At 52.4% G+C, this 25,359-nt stretch carries 26 protein-coding genes; 11 read left to right on the top strand and 15 right to left on the bottom strand.

The window, feature by feature from the left end; all coding sequences use genetic code 11:
- Window positions 1-106: 106 nt before the first annotated feature.
- The 3 genes from L579_RS20375 (at window position 107) to L579_RS24080 (ending at window position 2,772) form a co-directional block, all read left to right on the top strand.
- Entirely contained in the window at window positions 107-2,305 is a 2,199-nt protein-coding gene (locus tag L579_RS20375) for a TonB-dependent receptor (protein WP_021186047.1), read from the top strand.
- A 107-nt stretch (window positions 2,306-2,412) separates the two neighbouring features.
- Complete coding sequence (locus L579_RS24085; RefSeq protein WP_013508612.1) at window positions 2,413-2,556, top strand: hypothetical protein; 144 nt, start codon at window positions 2,413-2,415, stop codon at window positions 2,554-2,556.
- Window positions 2,557-2,598: 42 nt separating this feature from the next.
- The gene (locus L579_RS24080; protein ID WP_013508613.1) at window positions 2,599-2,772 is read left to right on the top strand and encodes a hypothetical protein; all 174 of its coding nucleotides are present in this window, start codon (window positions 2,599-2,601) and stop codon (window positions 2,770-2,772) included.
- On the opposite strand, the gene L579_RS20370 is transcribed toward L579_RS24080, so the two are convergent.
- A complete protein-coding gene (locus tag L579_RS20370; protein WP_036627705.1) occupies window positions 2,769-3,929 on the bottom strand; it encodes a hypothetical protein in 1,161 nt (386 codons plus the stop codon). The two genes, L579_RS24080 and L579_RS20370, sit on opposite strands and share 4 nt — an antisense overlap.
- Window positions 3,930-4,083: 154 nt before the next feature.
- Here L579_RS20370 and L579_RS20365 point away from each other — a divergent pair, with 154 nt between their 5' ends.
- Window positions 4,084-5,541, top strand: a complete 1,458-nt coding sequence (locus L579_RS20365; RefSeq protein WP_021186044.1) for a phospholipase D family protein — start codon at window positions 4,084-4,086, stop codon at window positions 5,539-5,541.
- A 31-nt stretch (window positions 5,542-5,572) separates the two neighbouring features.
- Here the strand turns inward: L579_RS20365 and mdoC are convergent, their stop codons facing one another.
- Window positions 5,573-6,697 (bottom strand): glucans biosynthesis protein MdoC, encoded by a 1,125-nt coding sequence (mdoC, locus tag L579_RS20360; protein WP_036627695.1) that lies wholly within the window; start codon window positions 6,695-6,697, stop codon window positions 5,573-5,575.
- A 269-nt stretch (window positions 6,698-6,966) separates the two neighbouring features.
- Between mdoC and L579_RS20355 the strand changes: the two genes are divergently transcribed.
- The 3 genes from L579_RS20355 to L579_RS20345 all read left to right on the top strand — a co-directional run bounded on the left by L579_RS20355 (window position 6,967) and on the right by L579_RS20345 (window position 11,470).
- Entirely contained in the window at window positions 6,967-8,502 is a 1,536-nt protein-coding gene (locus L579_RS20355; RefSeq protein ID WP_200864688.1) for a glucan biosynthesis protein G, read from the top strand.
- Entirely contained in the window at window positions 8,495-11,047 is a 2,553-nt protein-coding gene (gene mdoH, locus L579_RS20350; RefSeq protein ID WP_036627692.1) for a glucans biosynthesis glucosyltransferase MdoH, read from the top strand. The genes L579_RS20355 and mdoH overlap by 8 nt, the downstream gene beginning before the upstream one ends.
- 195 nt (window positions 11,048-11,242) lie before the next feature.
- Complete coding sequence (locus L579_RS20345; RefSeq protein ID WP_021186042.1) at window positions 11,243-11,470, top strand: YceK/YidQ family lipoprotein; 228 nt, start codon at window positions 11,243-11,245, stop codon at window positions 11,468-11,470.
- 3 nt (window positions 11,471-11,473) lie between these two features.
- Here L579_RS20345 and L579_RS20340 read toward each other — a convergent pair whose 3' ends face one another.
- From L579_RS20340 to L579_RS20330, 3 genes are all read right to left on the bottom strand, one after another.
- A complete protein-coding gene (locus tag L579_RS20340) occupies window positions 11,474-11,872 on the bottom strand; it encodes a MysB family protein (RefSeq protein WP_021186041.1) in 399 nt (132 codons plus the stop codon).
- Window positions 11,873-11,985: 113 nt separating this feature from the next.
- Window positions 11,986-12,252, bottom strand: coding sequence for a hypothetical protein (locus L579_RS20335; RefSeq protein WP_021186040.1), 267 nt, complete (start codon window positions 12,250-12,252; stop codon window positions 11,986-11,988).
- A gap of 558 nt (window positions 12,253-12,810) precedes the next feature.
- The gene (locus tag L579_RS20330) at window positions 12,811-13,734 is read right to left on the bottom strand and encodes a Kdo(2)-lipid IV(A) acyltransferase (protein WP_021186039.1); all 924 of its coding nucleotides are present in this window, start codon (window positions 13,732-13,734) and stop codon (window positions 12,811-12,813) included.
- A 266-nt stretch (window positions 13,735-14,000) separates the two neighbouring features.
- Between L579_RS20330 and L579_RS20325 the strand changes: the two genes are divergently transcribed.
- Window positions 14,001-15,056, top strand: coding sequence for an oxygen-dependent tRNA uridine(34) hydroxylase TrhO (locus tag L579_RS20325; RefSeq protein ID WP_021186038.1), 1,056 nt, complete (start codon window positions 14,001-14,003; stop codon window positions 15,054-15,056).
- Between the two features lie 40 nt (window positions 15,057-15,096).
- Here the strand turns inward: L579_RS20325 and L579_RS20320 are convergent, their stop codons facing one another.
- The 10 genes from L579_RS20320 to mdtH all read right to left on the bottom strand — a co-directional run bounded on the left by L579_RS20320 (window position 15,097) and on the right by mdtH (window position 22,873).
- Window positions 15,097-15,672, bottom strand: a complete 576-nt coding sequence (locus tag L579_RS20320; protein ID WP_021186037.1) for a YceI family protein — start codon at window positions 15,670-15,672, stop codon at window positions 15,097-15,099.
- Between the two features lies 1 nt (window position 15,673).
- Window positions 15,674-16,249, bottom strand: a complete 576-nt coding sequence (locus L579_RS20315; protein WP_021186036.1) for a cytochrome b — start codon at window positions 16,247-16,249, stop codon at window positions 15,674-15,676.
- Between the two features lie 291 nt (window positions 16,250-16,540).
- A complete protein-coding gene (gene solA / locus L579_RS20310) occupies window positions 16,541-17,656 on the bottom strand; it encodes an N-methyl-L-tryptophan oxidase (RefSeq protein ID WP_021186035.1) in 1,116 nt (371 codons plus the stop codon).
- 106 nt (window positions 17,657-17,762) lie between these two features.
- Window positions 17,763-18,017, bottom strand: a complete 255-nt coding sequence (gene bssS / locus L579_RS20305) for a biofilm formation regulator BssS (protein ID WP_013508627.1) — start codon at window positions 18,015-18,017, stop codon at window positions 17,763-17,765.
- A 288-nt stretch (window positions 18,018-18,305) separates the two neighbouring features.
- Window positions 18,306-18,575 (bottom strand): hypothetical protein, encoded by a 270-nt coding sequence (locus tag L579_RS20300; protein WP_021186034.1) that lies wholly within the window; start codon window positions 18,573-18,575, stop codon window positions 18,306-18,308.
- Between the two features lie 143 nt (window positions 18,576-18,718).
- Complete coding sequence (gene dinI / locus L579_RS20295) at window positions 18,719-18,964, bottom strand: DNA damage-inducible protein I (RefSeq protein WP_013508629.1); 246 nt, start codon at window positions 18,962-18,964, stop codon at window positions 18,719-18,721.
- 69 nt (window positions 18,965-19,033) lie between these two features.
- Window positions 19,034-20,080 (bottom strand): dihydroorotase, encoded by a 1,047-nt coding sequence (gene pyrC, locus L579_RS20290; protein WP_021186033.1) that lies wholly within the window; start codon window positions 20,078-20,080, stop codon window positions 19,034-19,036.
- Between the two features lie 179 nt (window positions 20,081-20,259).
- Complete coding sequence (locus tag L579_RS20285) at window positions 20,260-20,823, bottom strand: lipoprotein (protein WP_036627684.1); 564 nt, start codon at window positions 20,821-20,823, stop codon at window positions 20,260-20,262.
- Window positions 20,824-20,933: 110 nt separating this feature from the next.
- Window positions 20,934-21,581 (bottom strand): glutaredoxin 2, encoded by a 648-nt coding sequence (gene grxB, locus L579_RS20280; protein WP_021186031.1) that lies wholly within the window; start codon window positions 21,579-21,581, stop codon window positions 20,934-20,936.
- An 89-nt stretch (window positions 21,582-21,670) separates the two neighbouring features.
- Complete coding sequence (gene mdtH, locus L579_RS20275) at window positions 21,671-22,873, bottom strand: multidrug efflux MFS transporter MdtH (protein WP_021186030.1); 1,203 nt, start codon at window positions 22,871-22,873, stop codon at window positions 21,671-21,673.
- 247 nt (window positions 22,874-23,120) lie between these two features.
- On the opposite strand from mdtH, the gene rimJ reads away from it, so the two are divergent.
- The 3 genes from rimJ to L579_RS20260 are packed head-to-tail and all read left to right on the top strand — an operon-like array spanning window position 23,121 to window position 25,289.
- Window positions 23,121-23,711 (top strand): ribosomal protein S5-alanine N-acetyltransferase, encoded by a 591-nt coding sequence (gene rimJ / locus L579_RS20270; RefSeq protein ID WP_021186029.1) that lies wholly within the window; start codon window positions 23,121-23,123, stop codon window positions 23,709-23,711.
- Window positions 23,712-23,728: 17 nt separating this feature from the next.
- A complete protein-coding gene (locus L579_RS20265) occupies window positions 23,729-24,367 on the top strand; it encodes a DUF480 domain-containing protein (protein WP_021186028.1) in 639 nt (212 codons plus the stop codon).
- A gap of 1 nt (window position 24,368) precedes the next feature.
- Window positions 24,369-25,289, top strand: a complete 921-nt coding sequence (locus tag L579_RS20260; protein WP_021186027.1) for a Gfo/Idh/MocA family protein — start codon at window positions 24,369-24,371, stop codon at window positions 25,287-25,289.
- Window positions 25,290-25,359 lie beyond the last annotated feature (70 nt).

Here is a 25,359-nt window from a genome sequence, read left to right as displayed (position 1 = left end):
TCGTTAAGAAAATGCCTGGATTTTTCTTGCATTCGGCGCAGTCCTCAGCATAATCGCAAACCGCAATAAAAATGATTATCAATTAAGTTTGTATCAGGGGATATCCATGCGCACTACGCCTTTCAATCCCGGACTGAAACCGACACTGCTGGCTGTAATGGTCAGTGCCGGTTGTTTGCCAGTGATGGCTGCTACCACCAACACCACCGCAGATGCGGCAAAAAAAGAACAGCAGACACTGACGGTGACAGCGACACCGCAGACTGATTTCAAACCTGGCGGTAACGATCTGGTTCCCGCTTACCTGGATGGTCAGGTGGCGCACGGTGGCCGTCTCGGCATGCTGGGCGAACAAAATGCCATGGATGTGCCGTTCAACGTGATCGGTTTTACTTCCAAAGCGATTCAGGATCAGCAGGCAAAAACCATTGCCGATGTGATTCGTAACGATGCCACCGTGCAGAACGTGAAGGGCTACGGCAACTTTGCTGAAAGCTATCGTATTCGTGGTTTTCGCCTGGATGGTGATGCCATGACTTACGGTGGTCTGGCAGGCATCGTGCCGCGTCAGGTGATGGATGCCTCACTGATTGACCGGGTGGAAATTTTCAAAGGGGCTAACGCGCTGCTGAACGGATCTGCCGAGACGGGTGTCGGTGGCATGATCAACCTGGAACCAAAACATGCTGAAGACACACCACTGACGCGCGTGGGTGTGGATTACACCTCAGATTCGCAATTAGGCACTACCGCAGATATTGGCCGTCGTTTTGGTGATAATAACCAGTTCGGCGTGCGCCTGAATGCTGTTCACCGTGAAGGTGAAACCGGTGTTGACGGTGAAAAGAAACGCACCACCGCTGCTTCATTGGGTCTTGATTACCGTGGCGATCGTCTGCGTACCTCGCTGGATGTGGGCTATCAGAAGAAAACCTTCCATGATGCCCGCAACGGTATCAATATTGGCGGTATCGACTTTATTCCAGACGTACCTTCTAATAGCACCAACTACAGCCAGAACTGGATATTCAGTGATATCGAATCTGAATTCGGCCTGGCAAAAGCTGAATACGATCTCAATGATCAATGGACTGTCTATAGTGCGCTGGGTGCGCAGCATACGCACGAAATTGGTAACTACGGCACGCCGAAAGTGTTGGATACCGCTGGCAACGCCACTATCGGTCGTTTCGATACTAACCGTATTCAGGACACCATGAGCGGCAGCGTGGGTATCCGCGGTGATTTCACCACCGGTTTTGTGACGCATAAAGTGAACTTCGGTTACTCGGCAATGACCTCGAATGCGAAAAATACCTATCGCATGTCTTCGGGTAACGATGCGGATATCAACATCTATAATCCGCACGATGTGGCAGAACCGGATGCTGTCTTTACGGGGGGCGCTAAATTCAGCGATCCGCTGACAACCTATCGTTCACGTTCGCAGGGGTATCTGCTGAGTGATACGCTGGGCTTCTTTGATGATTCGCTGTTGCTGACTTTAGGGGCACGCCATCAGAAAGTGGTGGTGCGTAACTACGGTTATGATGGTGTGGAAGATACCGGAACACGCTTTGACAGCAGCCGCTGGTTACCGGCATATGGCTTACTGTACAAAGCGACCAGCAATATCTCGCTGTATGCCAACCATACTGAATCACTCACGCCGGGTACGGCTGCGCCGTTCACTGCCTCTAACTACGGCAGCGTGACGGGTATCGTGCATGCCAAACAGAACGAAGTTGGAGTGAAAGCTGACTACGGGCGTATTGGTGGCACGCTGGCGCTGTTCGAAATCAAGCAACCGGTCGGTGTGCTGAACGACGGCGTCTACAAACTGAATGGCGAACAGCGCAACCGTGGTGTGGAACTGAACGTATTTGGTGAACCGCTCCTGGGGCTGCGTCTGAACGGCAGTGCAACCTGGATCGATCCGGATATGACCAAAACCGGTGACAGCAACGAAAATGGTAAAAACGCGATTGGCGTACCCCGTTTCACTGCGGCACTGGGCGCTGAATATGATATCAAACCAGTTGATGGCCTGACGGCAACCGCTCTGCTGAACTATACCGGTTCACAGTATGCTGACCTCGCCAATACCATGAAAATGGACGATTACACCACGTTGGATCTGGGGCTGCGCTACCGGATGAAGGTCAACCAAAACGACATGGTATGGCGTGTTGGAGTGGATAATGTCACCAACGAGAAATATTGGGCGAACGTCGATGACAGTGGCACTTACCTGACGCAAGGGGAGCCACGTACCGTCAAAGTCTCACTCACCTACGATTTCTAATCCCATCAGCGGGGCGCGATTGCGCCCCGTTTTCATTTTGCTGGCTTTCTATTACACTCGGAACGGTAATCCAGTCGGTCGATCCCTTTATTTTTTGCTGAGTTAACATGAGTTCACCTGCGCCACCTGACGATCATGACGAACCCCTGCGGCAGCCGCTGGACGATGCGCAGTTTGCCATTGTGGTACTTGCAGTGACCTCGGTTACCCTTATAATCTTTGTCCTGATGATGACGTTATGGATGAGCTAAGGCTTGCTGCAACGGGTATCGGAAGCCTGTAAGGAGATGTCGATGGAATCCCGAGATGACAAACTGATCGCCATAATAGGCCTGCTTTCTGCCTGTCTGATTGGTGTGGTGTTCCTGTTTACCATGACCTGGCTCACCGATGTGCGCCATCCTGCCGATCAATCCCTTGATGTACAAACCTGCGGTCCTAAACATCCCAACTCGCAACAATCTTAACTTTGCTGACGTTTTTGCCACTTAATTTGCTGACTGCGCAACTCCAGCGCTAAACCCTCATGCAACGTGCGATTGCCGTTGGGATCACCCAAACCAAATAACGCACCGGGCGAACGCCGGTCATCGGCCCACGCCGGATACTCCACTACCGGATAAAGCGAAATCCCTTCCAGCGCCACCCCTTCATCCAGCGCCAACATTGCCTCTTCACTCACCTGATGGAACCAGGACGCACGGGCATCGCCTTCGGCACCGGTCTCGGCCAGCAGCATCGGGCGCTGATAACGCTGCCAGCATTGCCACAGCAGACGATGTAAGGGCAATCGTGCAGGGTGATCTACCGGTAACGGTTCACCGGGGAAAAACCAGTGATTATCCGGGTAGTAATTCAGTCCAAGGATATCGAGGAAATCTTCGCTGCCGCCCAGTTCCGGGGCGTCGCGTCCGGCCAGCCAATCCCAGGCTTCAAATTGCGCCTGATGTTGCGCGTCTGCATAGGGTTTGCTGTCGGGATTCGCGGGGTCGGTGGCAACCTGTACCAGTGGATCGGTCAGCACAAAACGCGCCTGCGGATAGATCTCGCGAATGGCATGCATCGCTGCCAGCGATGCGCGTACCAGCTGACGCTTCAGCTCTTTGCCGCGCTGACTGGAATAGGGATCGAGCCAGGCGACATCGGCGCCAGCCCACGACCAGAAGGAGATTTGATTGATCGGCGTAAAAAACGGTTGCTGTACCCCTTCATCACGCATCAACTGCGCCATCGCGCGGGCGAAGCGTTCAAAATGCTGGACAAAGGCGGCACTCCAGATGTCGAGATGGTCGGGATAACCAAAATGCGCCAGTTCCCAGATGATTTGCAGATCATGGCGCGCCGCCGCGTGCACCATTGGCAGAAAAGAGTGCCAGTCATATTCGCCGGGCGTGGACTCAATCAGATACCAGCGTGCGCCATCGCGCGCGGTGCGCAACCCTTCCTGCGCCAGCGCGGCATAATCCTTCTCCAGCAGCATGTCATGACCGCTACTGATCACCATATCCAGTCGCCGGCCTCCGGCACGACGGGAAGTCGAACAGGGAAAACTACCCTGAAAAAAACTGCGAAACAGCCGGGGCTGATAGCGCGGGGATGGGGGATCAAGGGGGTGTTGCGCCATTTTTCCTCTCCTCACGGGGAACGCCGAATGCAGATCGTCCCGCTAAGTCTAGACTAAATTAAGCGCAGGCCAGCCGCTGCAACCGGAAGCCTCTGATTGCGATGCGCTGCGCTGCCACCAACAATAAGAAGATTATGTGTTGCAGGGAACCTGTATGAGCGAAGCCGTACCACGCCATTCTGAGGAACATCAGCGAAACTGGCTTAACGAAATTGTGGATGCACGCTGCGCGCGCCATCCGGGGATGAGTGGCGTCCATCCTCTCAATGATGGGCTGGATGCGTTTGCTGCTCGTTATCTGTTGATGGGCATGGCCCGAAACACCATCGATGTGCAGTACTATATCTGGCAAAACGACATGTCAGGCCGCCTGCTGTTCAGCGCGCTGCTCGATGCAGCGGAGCGCGGCGTTAAGGTGCGGCTGCTGTTGGATGACAACAACACGCCCGGCCTCGATGAAACCCTCGCCGAACTGGATCGCCATCCCAATATCGCGGTGCGATTGTTTAATCCTTTCTCGTTTCGCACCTTGCGTATGCTGGGCTATCTGACCGATTTCGCCCGCCTCAATCGCCGTATGCATAATAAAAGCCTGACGGTGGACGGTGCCGTCACCCTGGTGGGGGGACGAAATATTGGCGATGAATATTTTGGCACCGGTGATGAGCCGTTGTTCACCGATCTCGACGTGATGGTCATCGGCCCGGTGGTACCGGAAGTGGCGCAGGATTTTGAGCGCTACTGGCGCAGCAAAGCCGTGTTGCCATTACGCAGCGTGGTGGAGGTGCGCGGCGAACACCAGGCCGTGCGACTGCCGGAAGCCTGGCAAGATAGTGAGGCGGTACAGCGTTATCTGGCGCGGCTGGATCACTCCCCATTTGTTGGTCAGATGGCAGAGGGGACGCTGAGTATGACCTGGGCTGCGACGCGCTTGTTAAGCGATGACCCGCGCAAAGGGCTGGGCAAAGCGAAGCGTTCCTCTTTGCTGCCACAGCGAATGCTGGAGGTGATTGGTACGCCACAGCAGCAGTTCGACATTATCTCGGCCTACTTTGTCCCGACGCGGGCTGGTGTGGCACAGCTGCTGGCGTTGAAACGGCGTGGGGTCAAAATCGCGGTTCTGACTAATTCACTGGCCGCTAATGACGTCAGCGTGGTGCACGCGGGTTATGCGCGATGGCGCAAAAAGTTGCTCCGTCACGGCATCGCGTTATACGAACTGAAACCACAGGCCAATGCCAGCGACGCGCCCCACGATCGCGGGCTAACCGGGAACTCCGGTTCCAGCCTGCATGCCAAAACCTTTACCGTGGATAATCGTAAAGTGTTTATTGGATCGTTTAATTTCGATCCTCGTTCAGCGGTGCTTAACACCGAAATGGGACTGGTGATTGAGAGCGACACCCTGGCGCAGCGTACCCATCAACGCTTTATTCAGGGGATGCGGGACCGTGCCTGGATGTTACGGCTTGATGGATGGGGCCGGGTGAATTGGGTGGAATATCCGGGTGAGGCCGGTGAGGTGGTGCATATTCACGAGCCGCAATGTACCTGGTTTCAGCGGCTGATGGTGCGCCTGGTGTGGCATTTGCCGATTGAATGGTTGTTGTGAAAGCAGCGGGCCAGCTTAGCTGGCCCGTGGGTTATGCACGCTGTGGTTTGCCGGAGAACAGAAAGCGCAGCAGTGGAATACGCAGATGGATTTCATACAGGGTAAATGACACGCCAAACACCATCAGCAGACCGAGGAAAAAGCCCAGCGTGTTATTGCTGATCAGCGGGGTGATAAAAATGCCGTACAGCAGGGTGAGCGGATGGTGCACCAGATAAATAAACAGCGAGGCATTCACCAGATACATGATGCGGGGCGAATGGCTGTTCAGCAGTTTATGTCCGAAGCAGAAACAGACGTTCAGCATGCACAAGCCCATCAGGGTTGAAATCACGTTGTCGATTTCATACAGCCAGCCATCGCCGCTGCTGAAGCGTTGATTGAGGCTGTAGGCGACAAACACCGCAATGGCACCAAAACACATCACCGGATTAAAACGCACAAACAACGCCTTCAGTGGCGGATGTTTCCAGCTCAATGCTCCCAACATAAAGAAGGGCAGGAAGAACAGGCTTTGCATCACGGCGGTGCTGAACAGGCCATCCATTAACCATGCGGGCTGGAAATAAAAGATTGCGCGGCGGAAGACGCACCACGCCAGCGACCACGCCAGTAATGCCAGCGTCAGTTTGCCCCAGCCCACACGGGTGTAATCAATCTGTCGATGCTGGGAGCGCAGCCAGCGGAAGGTGATCATGCCGAGGCTGGTGAGAATGACCAGCACCACCAAAAACCACAGGTGAGAAATCAGATCCCACACCACCGCATTGTACTTTTGATACAGGGAGAAACTGTCCCAATCTCCGACTTTGTCTGTCAGATTTTTTAGCAGAAAAAACTGCGGCAGGGTGATCAGCGGCACGGCGGTTAGCAGCGGGATACCCACGCGCTCCAGACGCACCTTCAACCAACGTTGTGGCTTATAGCGCAGATATAGCATGTAGGAAAAATAGCCGGAAATGACGAAAAACACCTGCATGCGAAAAGCGTGAATGAAGTCATTAAACACCGTCAGCCACATCGAGGCATCCTGGCTATTTACTGCCCATTTTTGTGTCGAGTAAATCAGGGAGACGTGAAAGGGTACGCCCAATAGCATTAAATAAGCTCGAATCGAATCGAGAAAATATTCGCGTTCGGATTTTGCTGCAGTCATAAGCATCCAATAGTTTTGTGTCCTGGCCGGTTTCGCCCTGAAACCGGATTATGCCGGACGAAAATTCTACCGGCTGTAAACGAGGTATACTATAGGCTGATTCTGTATCGTCTAATTATCCTAAAAGCGCATTTTCCACTTACAAATAAGGGGAACAATCGGTTACATACGCTGTCGGAAAAAAGAATAATCCTTTAAGATATGCGGGTTTGATCTAAGCACACGCGAAAGGGGGGGATGTGCTGACTTTAGAAAAAAATATGGCCGGACTGAAGAAGATGCGCTGGTTAGGCGCGGCAGTTCTGCTGGCGTTGTACGCAAATAATAGCTGGGCGTTCAACCTCGATGATGTAGCAAAACAGGCTCAGGCGATGGCGGGCAAAAGCTTCGAAGCGCCGAAGAGCAATTTACCCTCTCAGTTTCGTGAAATGAAATTTGCTGACTACCAGCAGATCCAGTTTAACCACGATAAAGCCTACTGGGGCAAACTGCGCACGCCATTTAGACTTGAGTTCTATCACCAGGGTATGTACTTCGATACGCCGGTGAAAATTAACGAAGTCACCGCCAGTACGGTGCGTGAAATCAAGTACAATCCGGACTATTTCAACTTCGGCAACGTCAAGCATGACGCAGACTCGGTGAAAAACCTGGGTTTTGCCGGATTCAAAGTACTTTATCCGCTTAATGAAAAGGGTAAAGACGACGAAATCACCAGCTTCCTCGGAGCCAGCTACTTCCGCGTTATTGGTGCAGGCCAGGTTTATGGTCTGTCAGCGCGCGGTCTGGCCATCGATACGGCGTTACCTTCAGGCGAAGAGTTCCCACGCTTTAAAGAGTTCTGGATCGAGCGGCCAAAACCGCAGGACAAGCAACTGGTGATCTATGCGTTGCTGGATTCACCGCGTGCCACGGGTGCCTATCGCTTTATCGTACGTCCGGGTAAAGAATCTACTGTCGATGTGCAGGCGAAAGTCTATCTGCGTGACAACGTTGGTAAACTGGGTGTCGCGCCGTTAACCAGTATGTTCCTGTTCGGGGCTAACCAGCCGTCGCCGGTCAGCAACTTCCGTCAGGAGCTGCACGACTCCAACGGTCTGTCTATCCATGCCGGTAACGGGGAGTGGATTTGGCGTCCGCTGAATAACCCGAAACATCTGGCGGTCAGCACCTTTACCATCGAAAGCCCGAAAGGCTTTGGCTTGCTGCAACGTGGGCGTGATTTCAGCCATTATCAGGATCTCGACGATCGTTATGATCTGCGCCCGAGTGGCTGGGTTGAACCGTTAGGCGATTGGGGCAAAGGCCGGGTTGAGCTGGTGGAAATCCCGACGGCTGATGAAACCAACGACAACATTGTGGCGTTCTGGACGCCGGAAAAATTGGCTGAGCCGGGCAAAGAGATGAGTTTCCAGTATCGTCTGCACTTTACCCGTGACGAAAACCTGCTGCACTCCGATGACGTTGCCTGGGTGAAAGATACCCTGCGTTCCGCCGGAGATGTGAAGCAATCAAACCTCGTACGTCAGCCGGATGGCAGCATCGCCTTCACCGTCGATTTTGTTGGCAGAGCGATGAGCAAACTGCCGGAAAATACGCAGGTTGCACCGCAGGTCAGTGTGGGTAATAACGCTGAAGTGGTGGAGCAGAGCGTACGCTACAACCCGGTCACTAAAGGCTGGCGCCTGGTGCTGCGTTTGCGCGTGAAAGATAACAAGCAGCCGACCGAGATGCGTGCGGCGCTGGTTAGTGGCGACAAGACATTGACGGAAACCTGGAGCTATCAGCTACCTGCCAATGAATAACTCGACTTTTACACCTCAATCTTACGTGGAAGCCCTGCCGATCGATGCGGCAGGTCGCGCGCGTCTGAGCGTTTCGTTACAGAATGCGCAGGCGTTCCACGCTATTCATGCGTCGCTAGGACACGATGATGCCGCCAGCGAGCGCCCGGATGATGCGCCGCTAAAATCGGTGTCGTCCCGTGTGCAGTTGGCCTGGCCAGATTCACTGGCTGAGGGCCAGCAACTGGGTAAAGATTATCTCGGCCGTACTATCCTGAAGGCGATGCCAAAGGTTACGCGTTCGCTGATGTTCCCGGAAGCCTGGCGTACCAACCCGTTGGCTCGTGCCTGGGATTCGTTACGCGGGCATAAATCGACGCCACGTTACAAAACGGCGGAAGAACAAAAAGCGGAAGATAAGTGGCGTCACGTTGGTTCGATGCGCCGCTATGTTCTGCTGATTCTGACGCTGTTTCAGACCGTGGTTGCTACCTGGTACATGAAAACCATTCTGCCGTATCAGGGCTGGACGCTGCTCGATCCGATGGAACTGTTTAACCAGAACTGGTTGCAGTCGGTGGAGTTGATCCTGCCGTATATTCTGCAAACCGGCATTCTGTTCCTGTTCGCCATTCTGTTCTGTTGGGTGTCTGCCGGTTTCTGGACCGCGCTGATGGGCTTCCTGCAACTGCTGATTGGTCGTGATAAGTACAGCATCTCGTACTCCACGGTGGGGGATGAAGCCCTCAACCCGGAGCATCGTACTGCACTGATCATGCCGATTTGTAACGAAGATGTGGAACGTGTATTCGCGGGCTTACGTGCGACCTGGGAATCGGTCAAACGCACCGGGAACGCAGAACACTTTGACGTCTACATTCTGAGTGACAGCTACGATGCGGATATCGCGATTGCCGAGCAGAAAGCCTGGATGGAGCTGGTGCGCGATGTCGGTGGTGCGGGCAAGATTTTCTATCGTCGCCGTCGTCGTCGTGTGAAACGTAAAAGTGGCAACATTGATGACTTCTGCCGTCGCTGGGGTAGCAACTACAGCTACATGGTGGTACTGGACGCCGACAGCGTGATGAGCGGTGAGTGTCTCACCGGTCTGGTACGCATGATGGAAGCCAACCCGAATGCCGGTATTATCCAGTCGTCACCGAAAGCGTCAGGCATGGATACGCTGTACGCACGTTGTCAGCAATTTGCTACCCGCGTATACGGTCCACTGTTTACTGCCGGGTTGCACTTCTGGCAGTTGGGCGAATCCCACTATTGGGGTCATAACGCCATCATTCGTGTGAAGCCGTTTATCGAGCACTGTGCGCTGGCACCGCTGCCGGGCGAAGGCTCCTTTGCCGGTTCGATTCTGTCGCATGACTTTGTCGAAGCTGCATTGATGCGTCGTGCCGGATGGGGCGTGTGGATTGCATACGACCTGCCGGGTTCCTACGAGGAGTTGCCGCCTAACCTGCTGGATGAGCTGAAGCGTGACCGTCGCTGGTGTCACGGTAACCTGATGAACTTCCGCCTGTTCCTGGTAAAAGGGATGCACCCGGTACACCGTGCGGTGTTCCTGACGGGCGTGATGTCATACCTGTCAGCGCCGTTGTGGTTTATGTTCCTCGCGCTCTCCACCGCCCTACAGGTGGTTCATACGCTGATGGAACCCACCTACTTCCTGCAACCACGTCAGTTGTTCCCGGTGTGGCCGCAGTGGCGTCCCGACCTGGCGATTGCGCTATTCTCAACCACCCTGGTGTTACTGTTCCTGCCGAAACTGCTCAGCGTGGTGCTGATTTGGTTCAAAGGCGCAAAACCTTACGGTGGGGCAGTGCGCTTGTTCTTCTCGTTGCTGCTGGAAATGCTGTTTTCGGTCCTGCTGGCACCGGTGCGTATGCTGTTCCATACCGTGTTTGTGGTCAGCGCATTCCTCGGCTGGGAAGTGGTGTGGAATTCACCGCAGCGTGACGATGATGCGACGCCCTGGAGTGAAGCCTTCCGCCGCCACGGTTCGCAGATGCTGCTCGGGATTGTCTGGGCTGTCGGCATGGGCGTGCTGGATCTGAACTTCCTGTGGTGGCTGTCGCCGATTGTCTTCTCACTGATTCTGTCACCGTTCGTCTCTGTCATGTCGAGCCGTGCCACCATTGGTCTGAAGAGTAAGCGCGCGAAGCTGTTCCTGATCCCGGAAGAGTACGATCCGCCGCAAGAGTTGGTCGACACGGACAACTATCTGCAACTGAACCGCGAACGTGCGCTGAAGAATGGCTTTATGCATGCGCTGTTCAACCCGGCATTTAACGCTCTGGCGACGGCAATGGCGACTTCACGTCACCTGCACAGCAAGATACTGGATCATTCGCGCGATCGGCGTGTGGATCAGGCATTGAGCGATTCGCCGGAAAAACTGAACCGCGAGCAGCGTTTACAGCTGATTAGCGATCCGGTGGTGCTGGCGCGCGTGCATACGCGCCTGTGGGAGAATGGAGAGAAATATCATGAGTGGGTTGAGAGCTATCAAAAGCTGAAGCTAAACCCGCAGGCACTGCCTCAGCAGTCATGATATCGGGTCAGTGACCCAGTTAAAAAGCCGCTATCGCAACACGATAGCGGCTTTTTTTATCTGTTACGTCGCGGCGCGACGACAGCAAGACTGTTCCGACTAACGCAATCTTTACGCTGTCGGGTGTGGTTATTCACCCACACTGACGGCTAAAATAGCGCCAGGCCATTGTGAGAATTTGTTGTGAATCGTTTCATGAAATTCATCGTTGTAAGTGCAGCCATTCTGTTACTGAGCGGATGTGGCAGCATTATCAGTCGTACCGTGCCGGGGCAGGGGCACGGTAATCAATATTACCCAGGAGTGCAGTGGGATGTGCGTGACGGCGCATGGCGGATGCTTACCATCCTCGATTTACCGTTGTCATTGGTGATGGACACGCTGCTATTACCGGTGGATGCCCATCACGGACCTTACGAATAAGCTTTACGCCCAGCGGTCAGAATCACTGTTATCGTCGTCCCATTCGGCTGCTGCGGCTTCACCTTCTTCAGTATCCATCGGCGGTTCGAGCTGAAACTCTCCCTCATCCCATTCATGTAGCGTATTTTCAGATTGCCACTCCTGACGAAGCTCAATTTCGTCATAGTCATCATCAAAAATGGCCTGAGCTGCTTCGCCGCTGCGAATAGGCAGACATTCACCTTGTCCATCCTCATCAGCAAAAAACTCGGCCTGCCACATGATGTCGCCATCCTGCATGACATATTTTTGCAGGGCGAATTGGTTGACGACGGCATCGTCCTCATCCAACTCAGGTTGACTAGCGAGAAACTCTTCACGCGCCGCCTCGATGGCTTCGACTAAGGTGCTATACATGCTCATCGCAATCTCCTTGCCTGTTGAATAGGGCTTCCAGAGAAGAATAGACGAAAAATCACCAGGCGCAGGAGGGAATAACATTCAGGCGGATGAGGAGCCACATCCGCCCGAATGTGTCAGTGCATTTTTTGTGGAAAATGCAGTACAGGCCGCACAGATTCGCGGATAACTGGCGCAGAATAACGAATGCAACATTTAATACAGGGTTTCACCTTTTTAAAATTAATGCGCGCAATCGATAAGGCCTGATTTAAATTATAGAGCGTACCAATAAAGACCATATCCTCCTTTTCGGGCAGACGCTTACACTCTTTCCGATGCAGTAAATGGTAATTGTCCTGATCGGTACTGACCGTCACATAATAATAGATGCCTTTATTCATATTATGAGTTCCTGCTGTATATTTGCTGTGTGTAATCTTTATTATTTTTTTGAACAGTTATTGAACTAACTGTCATTAACGAAACTAACTGGAATCGAATTCACTAACAAATTCCAGAAAGGTATAAAGAGGGTGTATCTTTTTTAGAAACGGAATAAGCGTTGCGGCTACCAGGATAATTCCTTGTAAATTAAGTTAATTTTCCTGCATTGATTAGCGATTTCAAAGAATTTAGTAATATTAAATAGGAATATGCCTGGAATTGGAAAAAAACAGGTCCATACAACCATGTTGTGATCAATAAATTTTATTTAATCTTTCAGGCGTAAATCAACGACATGCGAAAAAGATGTTGCATCGTAACCAGCACTGGCTTAAGTAATGATCACCATTGTCTGATTTTATTCTGAGAAAGCTCTATAAATATATGGTCTGAGAAAATACGCCAGCTTCAATTAAGTCTGGTACAGTTTTAACTAAAAACTGACGGATAATGTCATGAATTAAGGCAAATTTCAGTTTTGATGCAGAGGGACACACCCTGTGTCCCACATCACATTAATAACGCGAGGGCTGACCTTCTGGCTGGGTTTTGAAACGACGATGCAGCCACATGTATTGCTCCGGGGCCAGCAATACGCTCTCCTCAACCACTTTATTCATGCAAATGGCGGTGTCGAGTTCGCTTTCAAGTGAAAATTTGTCACGGATATCCGGCATGATTTTTAGTTCGTAGCCACGGCCATGTGGCAGGCGGCGGGCCAGAAAGGGGACAACACTGGGATTTGCCAGACGGATCAGCATATGCGTCCCGGTCGTGGTAGCGGCATCTTCAACGGCAAAAAACGGCGCGAACACACTGCTACGCGGGCCATAATCATGGTCAGGTGCATACCAGATAATGTCGTTGTTTTTCATTGCGCGGATCATGCCCTTAAGGTCTTTACGATCGAGCATGCTTTTATTGGAACGCATACGTCCCCAGGTTTGCAGCCAGTCGATCAGTTTGTTGTCGTTTGGCCGATAAACACCGATGCCGGGATTGTTCATGCCAAAAACACGGGCGCCCAACTCCAGGGTAAGAAAATGCATCCCGATAAGTAAAATACCGCGTCCGGCAGCCAGTGAAGAGTCAATATGCTCCAGACCGGTACAGGCTACCCATTTGCGGATACGCCAGTCCGGCCAGAACCAGGCCATACCGGTTTCAATCAACCCCATGCCGACCGATTCAAAATTGTGTTTTACCATCGCATTGCGTTCGCTGATTGGCATATCAGGAAAACATAACTCCAGATTACGTTGGGCAATTTTGACGCGACGCTTCAGAAAACGCATGGCAATACGGCCCAGACCACAGCCGATGACGGATAAAACCGGGTAAGGCAATAGCACCAGTAAATAGAGAGTCCCAATACCCAACCAGGTAAACCAGTAGCGTGGATGAAGGAGTTCACGGGAAAATTGTGGAAGTTGAGTCATTGAAATGTCAGTATCCTGCGTCTTGTACCAGAGGTACCGGTTCCTGTTATTTGTGTCTATTGTGCCATTTTTTCTCTCTGACTGAAATCAAGCATAGCTGCACTGCTAATGTCTGAATTCACCTTATCGCATTAAAATATAATTACCGGACAAAAATGCGGCACAGCTCACCCTCGCCGATATTCGCGGCAAAGGCTATGCATTGTGGTGATTTCAGGTATCATGTGCGCGCTCATTTTTTCCTATTGCTAACAGGAACGAACACCATGCCAGTGTTACACAACCTTGTTTCCAATAAAGAGCTGAAGGCACGCATGCTGGCTGAAACCGAGCCGCGTACCACAGTCTCTTTTTATAAATATTTCCAGATTGCCGATCCCAAAGCATTCCGCGATGCGTTGTACATTGGGTTAACCAAGCTCAAGGTATTTGGCCGCGTGTATGTCGCCCATGAAGGCATCAACGCGCAAATCAGTGTGCCCGCCAGCCAGTATGAAAGCATGAAAGCTTTTCTCTACGGCTTCGATCCGGCACTGAATAATCTGCGTATGAATATCGCGCTGGATGATGATGGGAAATCATTCTGGGTTTTGCGCCTGAAAGTACGCGATCGCATCGTCGCAGACGGTATTGAAGACAACAGCTTTGATGCCAGCGATGTCGGTAACTATCTGAAAGCCGCCGATGTCAATGCGATGCTGGATGATCCCAATGCGGTGTTTGTCGATATGCGTAACCACTACGAATTCGAAGTGGGGCATTTTGATAATGCGCTGGAAGTCCCTGCGGATACTTTCCGCGATCAGCTGCCGATGGCGGTCGACATGCTGAAAGACCAGAAAGATAAAAAGATTGTTATGTATTGCACCGGCGGCATTCGTTGCGAGAAAGCCAGTGCCTGGATGAAACATAACGGTTTTGATGATGTTTATCACATCGAAGGCGGCATCATTGAATACACCCGCCGGGCGCGTGAGCAGGGGTTACCGGTACGTTTTAAAGGCAAAAACTTTGTCTTTGATGAACGTATGGGGGAACGCATTTCCGATGATGTGCTGTCGAATTGTCATCAGTGTGGCGTACCTTGTGACACCCACACCAACTGCGTCAATGACGGTTGTCATTTGCTGTTTATTCAGTGCCCAAGCTGTGCCGAGAAGTTTCACAATTGCTGTAGCCCGCTGTGCATGGAAGAGTCAAAACTGTCGCCGGAAGAGCAGCGCACACGTCGCGCTGGTCGTGAAAATGGCAACAAAGTCTTCAATAAATCGCGTGGTTTGCTCAACATGACGATGGCAATTCCGTTGCCAGAGAAGAAGTAAGTAACCAGCAGCCTGCCACGATGCAGGCTGCCTCATTTTTTTACTGTCGAACCCCTTCGACTGAAATAATCAATTCCGCTTTTTGCGATGCTGGTCCCAGATCTTTGTTGATGTTGAACTCTTTCAACACCACATCGCCACTGGCCTCAAAGCCTGCACGATAGCCTCCCCAGGGATCTTTACCTTCGCCAATCAAATGCGCATTCAGCGTAATCGGTTTGGTTACGCCGTTGAGGGTCAAATTGCCGGTGATTTTATACTCCTTGCCCTCTTTCTTAACGGCAGTGGAGACAAAGGTCGCCTGCGGGAATTTGTCCGTATTCAGGAAATCAGCACTGCGCAGGTGTTTATCACGTTCGGCATGGTTGGTATCGAGACTACCGGTATTGATGGTGACATTGACTTTGTCGGCACCTGGGTTCGCTTCATCAAAGGTAAAACCGCCATCGAAATCCTTAAAACTACCGTAGAGCCAGCTGTAGCCGAGATGCTGAATACGGAACTGGACAAAGGCGTGTTGTCCCTGTTTATCAAATTTGTAATCTGCGGCATTGGCCGTCAGACTGGCGGCCAGTAAACCAGCACCTGAAAGCATCAGCAGGGTCTTTTTAAGCATGTCACTTTTCCTTTTCAGAGGTTAACGGGATGCGGCAACCCAGCATCCTTTGCAGCGTGATATCACGGTCAATAAAGTGGTGTTTCAGCGCGGCAAGCCCGTGTAGTACCGAAAGCACCACCACCGTCCAGGCGAGCCAGAGATGAATATCGCCAGCCACATCGGCTTGTTCTGCTGCCCCGGCAACCAACGCGGGGATATCGAACCAGCCAAACAACGAAACAGGTTTACCGTCAGCGGTGGAGATCAAATAGCCACTGACCAGAATGGCCAGCAGCAGGCTGTACAGCAGCCAGTGAGCGGCAATCGCCGCAAACCGGACCACAGGGGAGTAGCTGTGCAGTGGTGCCGGAGGAGGGGACAGGAAACGCCACAGCAGACGTAGCAACAGGGCCATCAATAACAGGATGCCAATACTTTTGTGAATTTCTGGTGCGCTGTGATACCAGCTGTCGTAGTAACCCAGCCCGACCATCCACAATCCGAGCGCAAACATGCCATAAATGGCGAGCGCCATTAGCCAGTGTAATAAGATAGATATCAAACCAAATTGCTGTGGGGAATTGCGCCACATCATCGGTAAATCCCGTACGGAAATAACTGGTAATTAGAATCCATATATTGAAATACAAAATCAATCACCCTTACTTTTCTATAAACTATGAAATAACCTTTCGGTATTTATGGTGATATTTGCCCGAAGCGCTCAGAAATATTGAATAACTACGCGGGAAAGTCGGTGGAATAAAGCGTTGAAATTAATTACTACACCTTTTGCGCTGTCATTTAATCCAGTAATTAAATATTTGTGGGTTTATGTCAGGAAGTGTCAGGCAGGCCGCTGGCGTAGTGCAGCGGCCATGAGATGTCAGGCAAAACGCGTCAGTGAGAAGGGGGTAATATCGAACGAAAAAGGCTTGTCCTGAGCAAACTCACTGGCCAATTCACCCAGTACGCTGGCGAATTTAAAGCCATGGCCGCTTAGCCCGGTGATAATTAAGCGGTTTGGCTCGCCCGGTAACGTATCAATGATAAAATCCTCGTCAGGCGTGTTGTCATAGCTACAGGCTTCACCATGTAAACAAACCCCCACGCCAGGCAGAAACTGGCGTAAAAAGCTGAAGGCTTCGCTACCATCGGCGGCGACACTGCCGAACGGCTTGCGATCCGCAGGTGTCTGCATAACCTGACCACCATCATGTCGGCCTACTTTGAGCGCATTATTGTCTGCCGGGAAGCCATAGAAGTGACTGCCGTCGCTCATCTCCACGGTAAAACCAGGGAATTGGTTGTTTTCACTGTAGCGCCCATCCGCCTGATGCCAGGCAAACACTTTTCGCACCGGGGCGACCGGCAAATTGTTCACCAAGTGGCTCACCCAGGTTCCGGCACTGACCAGCAGTTTACGGGCGCGAAACATGCCTTCACTGGTGGTGACCTGTTGCAGATCACCATCCCGACCAATTTCTGTCACCGGGCAGTTAAATAGCTGCGCGCAGCCCGCCTGTTCCGCCAGTTTTACCCAACTGCGCACCGCCTCTTCGCACTTGAGAAAACCGGAATTGGGTTCGAACACCCCAATGTAACCATCGGGTACGGAAAATTGTGGCCAGCGTTTGCGGACTTCATCTGCCTGCAAAATCTGTACGTCAAGTTGCCAGACGCGCGCGCTGTCGATGACGTTTTGAATAAAGGTGGAAGTGACAGGGGCGAGGTTGAGGATGCCACTACGGTGCATAATGCGTTCACCACCGCGTTGTTCCAGTTCATCCCACAAGGTTTGCGCACGCAACACCAACGGAACATAGCGTTCGCCCTCACCGTAGGCGTGGCGGATTAAGCGGGTTTCACCGTGATGGGTACCCTGAGTATGGGGCGGGTGGGCACTATCAATCATCAATACCGAGAGACCCGCCTGAGTGGCATAGTACCCGGCGGCTGCACCTACTGATCCACTGCCAACCACAATCAGATCATAAACCATGTGACATTACTCCTGAAAAACGGCGAACTTTTTCAGCAGCATATCAAAAGAGCGCGCACATGAAAAAGGCACCCTTGAGGGTGCCCCTTACACGCGATGGGAGAAATTAATGCTTTTGATTATCGCGTAGGTATTGCTCGGTAGACTCAATTTTCGCAATGCCAGCTTCAAGTATCGAGATAAACTGTCGGGCCACGTCGGTGGTCAGCCAGTAGGTAGGGCCAACATCAGCTTCTTCTTCTTTCTGATCCTGCGATGATAGCGAGTGCAGGCGAATCATCATGGCGTCATAGCTGTCAACGGTGCTAATGTCCCATCCCACTAATGGATGAGTCTGGATGACGTCTTTATTTCTGTCCATTATAACCTCCTTTTTACTCGTTAAACGAAGTGCTTCTTGAGGTTCAATGCGGCTGTTCTTGCACAAGCGAGATAATTATAACATGAAACGAACGGTACAATAGTTAAAAAATGTGGTGGTGAAAAAAAACACAAAATAAATGCTTTTGAGATGCGTCTTTTTAAAAATAATAATACACCTACCGGTGTGGGTATTTTTCCGCGCAACAAATTACCGACGCTAAAGAGATTATCGGCAGCAAAGTCGCCTGGCTTTAGGAAAACTCTTGAGCCGATGAAAACTGTGAAGTTAGCCCTTTTCCTGGCCCTGAACGGTTCCCGCGCATTTTTGAATCTCTTCAGCCAGACGAGCAAATTGGTGCTGTAACTGCTCGTCGTGGTTCTGATTTTGCGCTTCGAGCGTCAGATTATGGACCAGCAACTGGCTGGCGCGATCGTCCAGACAGAAGGTCAGATTGGCGAAGGCACTTTCCAGCACGGTCAAGCGGCGTTGCTGTTCGCTGATTAATGCCAGCAGCTCGCCAAACGTCATTGCCTCTTCCGGTTTATCGTGAGTCATGTAAAACGTCTCCTGTCAGCATGACGTGCGCAAGAATGGGTGGGGAGTAATGATGATTTTAGATGCAGAGACTTTGTCTGGCGAGGCGGAAATAAAACAAAAAAGCCGGGTGGCGAAACCCGGCAAAAACTGCGCAGTGGCGGTTAATCGGTAATAAACCAGTCGTCAGCGCTTTCCCAGGTTTCCTGTAAAATATCGCTGATACGTTCGCGATTTTCTTTGCAACCACCAAAAACGCTCAGTTGATTGCCGCTGGCATAGCGAACTTTGACATGATGTTCATCGTCTGGGAAATCACGGGAGATGCGGCGGGTAAGCTCTGCGCTTAACGCATCCAGTGCGCCCGCAGGAAGGGGCTGAGTTTTTGCTACGGTAATTTCAACACGCATAAACGCCTCCGAAATAATATACTGTTTATTTGTACAGTATAATTATCCCGAAGGCAAGCACGAAAAATATCAGTCAGTCACACGCCAGTTAAGTGTCTCACCGGCGAGGAAGGGCACCAGAGTATCGTCAGCGACCGCCACGCTCTGCTCAACCGTCCACGGCTCCCGCACCAGCGTCAGTGTCCCTTCATTCAATGGCAAGCCGTAGAAGTTTGGCCCGTTTTCGGAACAGAAGGCTTCAAAGTGCTGCAACGCACCCAGTTCTTCAAATACGGTAGCGTAGGCCGGTAAAGATGTCGGCGCGTTGAAGACCCCGGCACACCCGCAACTGGCTTCTTTCAGATGACGCAAATGCGGCGCAGTATCGGTGCCGAGGAACACACGACGGTTTCCGCTGGCGACCAGTTTGCGCAGTGCCTCCTGATGAATATTACGCTTCAGGATCGGCAGGCAATACAGGTGGGGACGCACACCGCCAACCAGCATATGGTTACGGTTAAACATCAGATGCTGGGGAGTGATAGTCGCGCCCAGTAGTTCATTACCGGCAGCAAGATATTCAGCCGCTTCTTTGGTAGTGATGTGTTCCATCACGACTTTCAGGCCAGGGAATTGCTGACGCAGCGGCTCCAGCACGGTTTCGATAAAACGGGCTTCGCGGTCAAAAATATCGATGTGCGAATCGGTTACTTCACCGTGCACCAGCATCGGCATGCCGATTTGCTGCATCCGTTCCAGCACGCGAGCGATAGACGCGATATTGGTCACGCCGTGGCTGGAGTTAGTGGTGGCATGGGCCGGATAGAGTTTTGCGGCCGTAAACACCCCGGCACGAAAGCCTTGTTCAATCTCATCGGGATCCAGAGAATCGGTGAGGTAGCAGGTCATCAGCGGCGTAAAGTTATGCTCTGCTGGCAGTGCAGCGAGAATGCGATCGCGATACGCGATGGCAGCAGCAACGCTGGTGACCGGTGGAACCAGGTTTGGCATGACAATCGCACGACCATTCACCGCACTGGTGTAAGGCAAAACTGCCTGAAGCATTGCGCCATCGCGCAGATGGATATGCCAGTCGTCAGGGCGGCGAATCGTGATTTGCTGGGGTTGGGCTGTCATTCAAAAGGCTCCGGCTAGGTAGAAAACGAAAGGCACGTTTAGGCCGGGGAGTAATCATAAGGATGTGGGCAACCGTTTGCACGGGATTTTATTCATGTTGCGTAGCGGCGCGATTTATCGCGCGGGTTTTACCCCGTACAGTGCGAAGAATCGCGCCGCTACGTATCATTGCAAGGGAATTAGTCAGTGAACGGGATCACCAACTGACCGGGTTTCACTTCCAGGCCTTTGGCGAATTTCTTCGCCAGCGCTTCGCCTTTGCTACGATCTTCGCTCAACACATACGCGGGTTTTTCATCGAAGTAACGTTTCAGCGATTCATTGAGATAAGGCGTCAGCGTTTTCATGATCGACGCCATTTTTTCCGGTTGCACCTGGGCATCAACGATCTCCAGATCCTTCAGGTAGATTGCCCCCTGTTGCGCATTGAAGACCGGCTGTGCTTTCATTTTTAGCTGCATTTCAGCTTGCTGTGGGCCAAACAGGGAGCTGACATTAATGTTAGCTTTACCGGATAAGGTGATCTTACCGGGTTCTTCACGGCCAATCTGGCTGCTCAAATCAGTCAACACAATATGCGCATTCACCAGTCCGGAAACACCCACATCCTTCTCGAAGTTGTTGTGTTTTTGCAGTGCCTGATTAACTTCCTGCTCGCTGATTGTGTATTGGGTTAATTGGTTACAGCCGGCCAGCAGCACGGCAAAAAGCAGGGCCATCAGCCCGGGAAATGCCTTCTTCATACTTTCCTCATCCTGAACAATACGGCAAACGTGCCATAGCCTGCCTGAATCAGGGGCGGGTGTCACCAGGAGAGCGATGAGAAACGCGCGGGCGCTCCTCATCAAAACGGTCAGGCAGCAATAGATGACAGCAAATTCACCTGGGTTTGTTTCGCCATATTGTCGCGATAAGCCGCTACCCGGCTTGGCCATTCGATACCGGCAACCAGGGTCAGTGAACGTAACAACGGAAACAAATTGATATCATCTATTGATAGCTCACCGTTTACCGCATTGGGTTTGACGATCAATTTATCCAGCTGACGCAAATCATCGTTGATGTTTTTGATTAATCCGGGTGAATGTTTGCGCAGCTCGCCAAAATCGCCGATGCTGGCCTGCTTTTTCTCCCGGAAATAATGACGGGCTTCAGGGGTCGCGAACTCAGCAAAAGCAGCGTCAGCAATACGCGGCAGCAGAAGTTTATTCACGTAACCATTCACATGGCGCAACCAGTCGGTGATGGCGGGATTGATTTTGCCATTTAACAAGGTTTCGCCATCCTGCTTATCCACCAGACGGACAATATCCATACTCTCCGGCATCGCGCTGCCATCGGCTTTTTGCAGAATGGGTGCCATCTTTTGACCAATGAGCTTTTTGGGGGTGTTTTCGTCGTCATTGAGCATCACGACCAGTTCAATGGGCAGATTTTTCAGGCCAAAAATCATGCGCGCTTTGACGCAAAAAGGGCAGTGATCGTAGATGTAGAGTTTCATCCTGTTTCTCCTCGGTTCCCGGGGGTGACTGGCGTCACCCTTTTTACAGACGTGCGGGAAGTATGGGAGAGATTATGGGCGCGGGCAAATCAGCTGCTGTACAACGCCGGGGCCACCGAGCGCGGTTGAAACTGCCACCACAGCGCCAACAGCGTCATGCTGCCCACCGCGCTGAGCAGCATCCACGGCAATTCCGGCAGCGAGAGTTGCTGCCCGACATCAAACATCCAGCCACCGCCGGAATAACCAATCAGACCACCAATCGCCAGGCCAAGACGGCTGAACCCCATATAGCTACCACGCGCGCGTGGGCTGGCAAGCGAGGCGCTGAGGGTCTCTCGCGCCGGTTCAGCAATGATCGAGCCGAGATAAAACACGGCGATCAGGAAAAACAGCGACGGCAGCGTCGTGGTCAGACCCACCGGCAACAGGCTGATGGTCATCAGGAATAATCCGGCCATCAGCCGCGTCTCCAGCCGGAAGCGTTTTTCACTCCAGCGTGCCAACGGATAGAGCAGGCTCAGCGAAAGTAGCGCTTCAATGGCGTACATCCATTTCACCGCCGCGGGTGCCCCCGCAACCTGGTTAACCATCACCGGTAGCATAAGCATCACCTGCACGGCAAGAATGTAGTAACCGGTCAGCGTCAGTACATACAGGCGAAAACGTTTGTCCTGCCAGACGCGGTGCATACCTTCACGCATCGCGATACGTTCGGTGGAGATACGCCAGGCGGGCAACCAAATAGCGTTAAATAATGCCGCGCTGACAAAAACCGCCGCACCTACCCAACAAACCAGACGGAAGTCCCAGGCCAGTAACCAACTGCCGATCAGCGCACCCAGTACCGCGCCCGCGCTGTCCTGCATCATCAACAGGGAGAAGAAGCGACCACGTTCGCGGGCGCGTACCAGCTTCACCACCATCGCGCTGCGGGGAGGATCGAACAGCGTGCCGCCAAGGCCCGATAACAGGCAGGCCAGCCACAGCACCCAGGGTTCGTGCGCCAGCGCCATACAGGCAAAGCCCGCAGCGCGCATCAGCATCCCCGAAACGATAAGGGGACGAGCGCCGAAGCGGTCAGCAATCGCACCGCCAAAAATACCGAAACCCTGCTGCACAAACTGACGCAGACCCAGCGCAATCCCGACCATCAGCGCGGCCCAGCCGAGTTGTTCGACAAAGTGAATGGAGATGAGAGGAAATACCACAAAAAAACCCAACACCACCAGCATGTTATCTACTAATAAAAATGTTTTACCAAGGCGTCGTGCCCGCGCAACCCGAGACATGCTAAATCCTGAGCAAGGAAGAGAGGAGAAAAGAGACCAGTTGGTCTATTTTCCGCCTGTGCAGGCAGGAAAAACAGGATTATCAGGATGATATTTTTTCATCGAGCCGGTAAAGAAATTAATCCTGAATTGGGATGAATAGCGAAGGGCGGGAAACGGGGTTTTACCGCAAGCAGGGTGACGGTTATAGTGAGATATAACGCCGAAGGCGTACTTCCTTCTTAAGTCTTGGATTTCAGGAGTCAAGATGTTTGGCTATCGTTCTGCTGGGCCGCGCGTGCGCCTCACTACCGATCGTTTGGTGGTCCGTTTAGTTCATGAGCGTGATGCCTGGCGGTTGGCAGATTACTACGCGGATAACCGTGTTTTTCTCAAGCCCTGGGAACCGGTACGTGATGAAAGTCATTGCTATCCGTCTGGCTGGCAGGCGCGTTTGGGATTGATTGCCGACATGCACAAACAAGGCTCGGCATTTTATTTTGTCTTAATGGATCAGGAAGAGCGTGAAGTGCGCGGCGTTGCCAACTTCAGCAACGTGCTACGAGGCTCCTTTCACGCTTGCTACCTTGGCTATTCATTAGGAGAGAAATGGCAGGGGCAGGGACTGATGTTTGAAGCCCTGCAAAGCGCCATTCGATATATGCAGCGGCAGCAGCACATGCACCGTATTATGGCGAACTACATGCCGCATAATCAGCGCAGCGGCGATCTGCTGGCACGTCTGGGCTTTGAAAAAGAGGGTTATGCCAAAGATTACCTGTTAATTGATGGCCGCTGGCAGGATCATGTTCTGACAGCCTTAACCTGGCGCGAGTGGACCCCGGACCGCCGCGGATAAGAAAAGGGAACAATTCGATGAAAATGGCATTATCAGCGCAGGCATTGCGTGTGATTGGTTGTCTGCTGGAAAAACAGGTCACCACACCCGATCAATATCCGCTGTCGCTCAATGGGGTGGTCACCGCCTGCAATCAAAAATCTAACCGTGAACCGGTGATGAACCTGAGCGAGAGCGAGGTGCAATCCCAGTTGGATGAACTGGTCAAAAAGCACCTGGTCACGTCTAACAGCGGCTTTGGTCAGCGCGTCAGTAAATATGAACAACGTTTTTGCAACTCCGCGTTTGGTAATCTGCAACTGAGTAGTGCGGAAGTGGCGGTGTTGACGTTGCTGTTTTTACGTGGTGCGCAGACACCCGGCGAGCTGCGTACCCGCAGTGGTCGCCTGCATGAATTCAGCGATATGAACGAGGTTGAGCAGACGCTGAACGGCTTAATTTCCCGTGATGATGGCCCTATGGTGGTGCGTCTGGCGCGAGAACCGGGTAAGCGTGAAAGTCGTTATATGCATCTTTTCGGCGGTGAGGTGGTAGATGTTCCGGCCACAACCACCGCTGAAGATAATGCAGATCTGGAGGAGCGGGTCGCCCAACTGGAAGAAACGGTAGCCCGGTTGCAGGCGCAACTGGAACAGTTGCTGCAACAGGAACATTAAAATGACATTGCGTATTGGGATGGTCGGATTAGGTGGCATTGCACAGAAAGCCTGGCTGCCGGTGTTGTCGCAAGCGCAAGGCTGGCAACTGGCCGGTGCGTTCTCGCCCAATCAGGCCAAAGCGCAGCCGATTTGCGATAGCTACCGCATTCCCTGCTTTGGTCAGCTCGATGCGCTGGCGGCCGCCAGCGACGCGGTGTTTGTGCATAGCAGCACCGCTTCACATTACGAGGTGGTCAAAGCGTTGCTGCTGGCAGATAAAGATGTCTGCGTCGATAAACCCCTGGCGGAAACGCTACAGCAGGCTGAAGCGCTGGTGGCGCTGGCGGAGAAACGCAAACGCAAACTGATGGTGGCATTCAACCGTCGTTTTGCGCCGCGTTATCAACAATTACAGGCTGAAATGGCGCGTGCCGCATCGCTACGTATCGAAAAGCACCGTGCCGACAGTGTCGGGCCGCAAGATTTGCGTTTTACGTTGTTAGACGACTATCTGCATGTGGTTGACACCGCGTTATGGCTGGCCGGTGGTAAACTCTCGCACCTCCACGGTCATATTGAAACCAACGAGCAGGGAGCGATGCTGTATGCGGAACACCATTTTTCCGCCGGTGCGCTGCAAATCACCACCAGCATGCACCGTCGTGCCGGAACGCAACGTGAAGTGGTGAGTGCCATTTGCGAGGGTGATTACATTCAGGTGGCAGAGATGCGTGACTGGCAACAGGAAAACCTGACAGGGTTACGCCTTGACGCACCACCCGCATGGCAGAGTCATCTGACACAGCGTGGTTTTACCGGGGCCGCTCACCATTTTATTCAGTGCGTACAAAATCAGACGATGCCTGTAACCAGTGGCGAACAAGCGCTGGCGGCGCAGCGTCTGGTGGAAAAGCTGTGGCGTGATGCCGAACAGGAATAATCCCTTGTAACACTCAATGCTGGTCATTTCCCGCCGTGGCAGTAGACTATCGCCGGGCATTTTCGAATGC

The sequence above is a fragment of the Pantoea sp. AS-PWVM4 genome (genome assembly GCF_000468095.1).
Taxonomy (GTDB): domain Bacteria; phylum Pseudomonadota; class Gammaproteobacteria; order Enterobacterales; family Enterobacteriaceae; genus Pantoea; species Pantoea phytobeneficialis.
The sequence above is the reverse complement of the archived record's forward strand: the minus strand, read 5'-3'. Positions and strand labels throughout refer to the sequence as shown.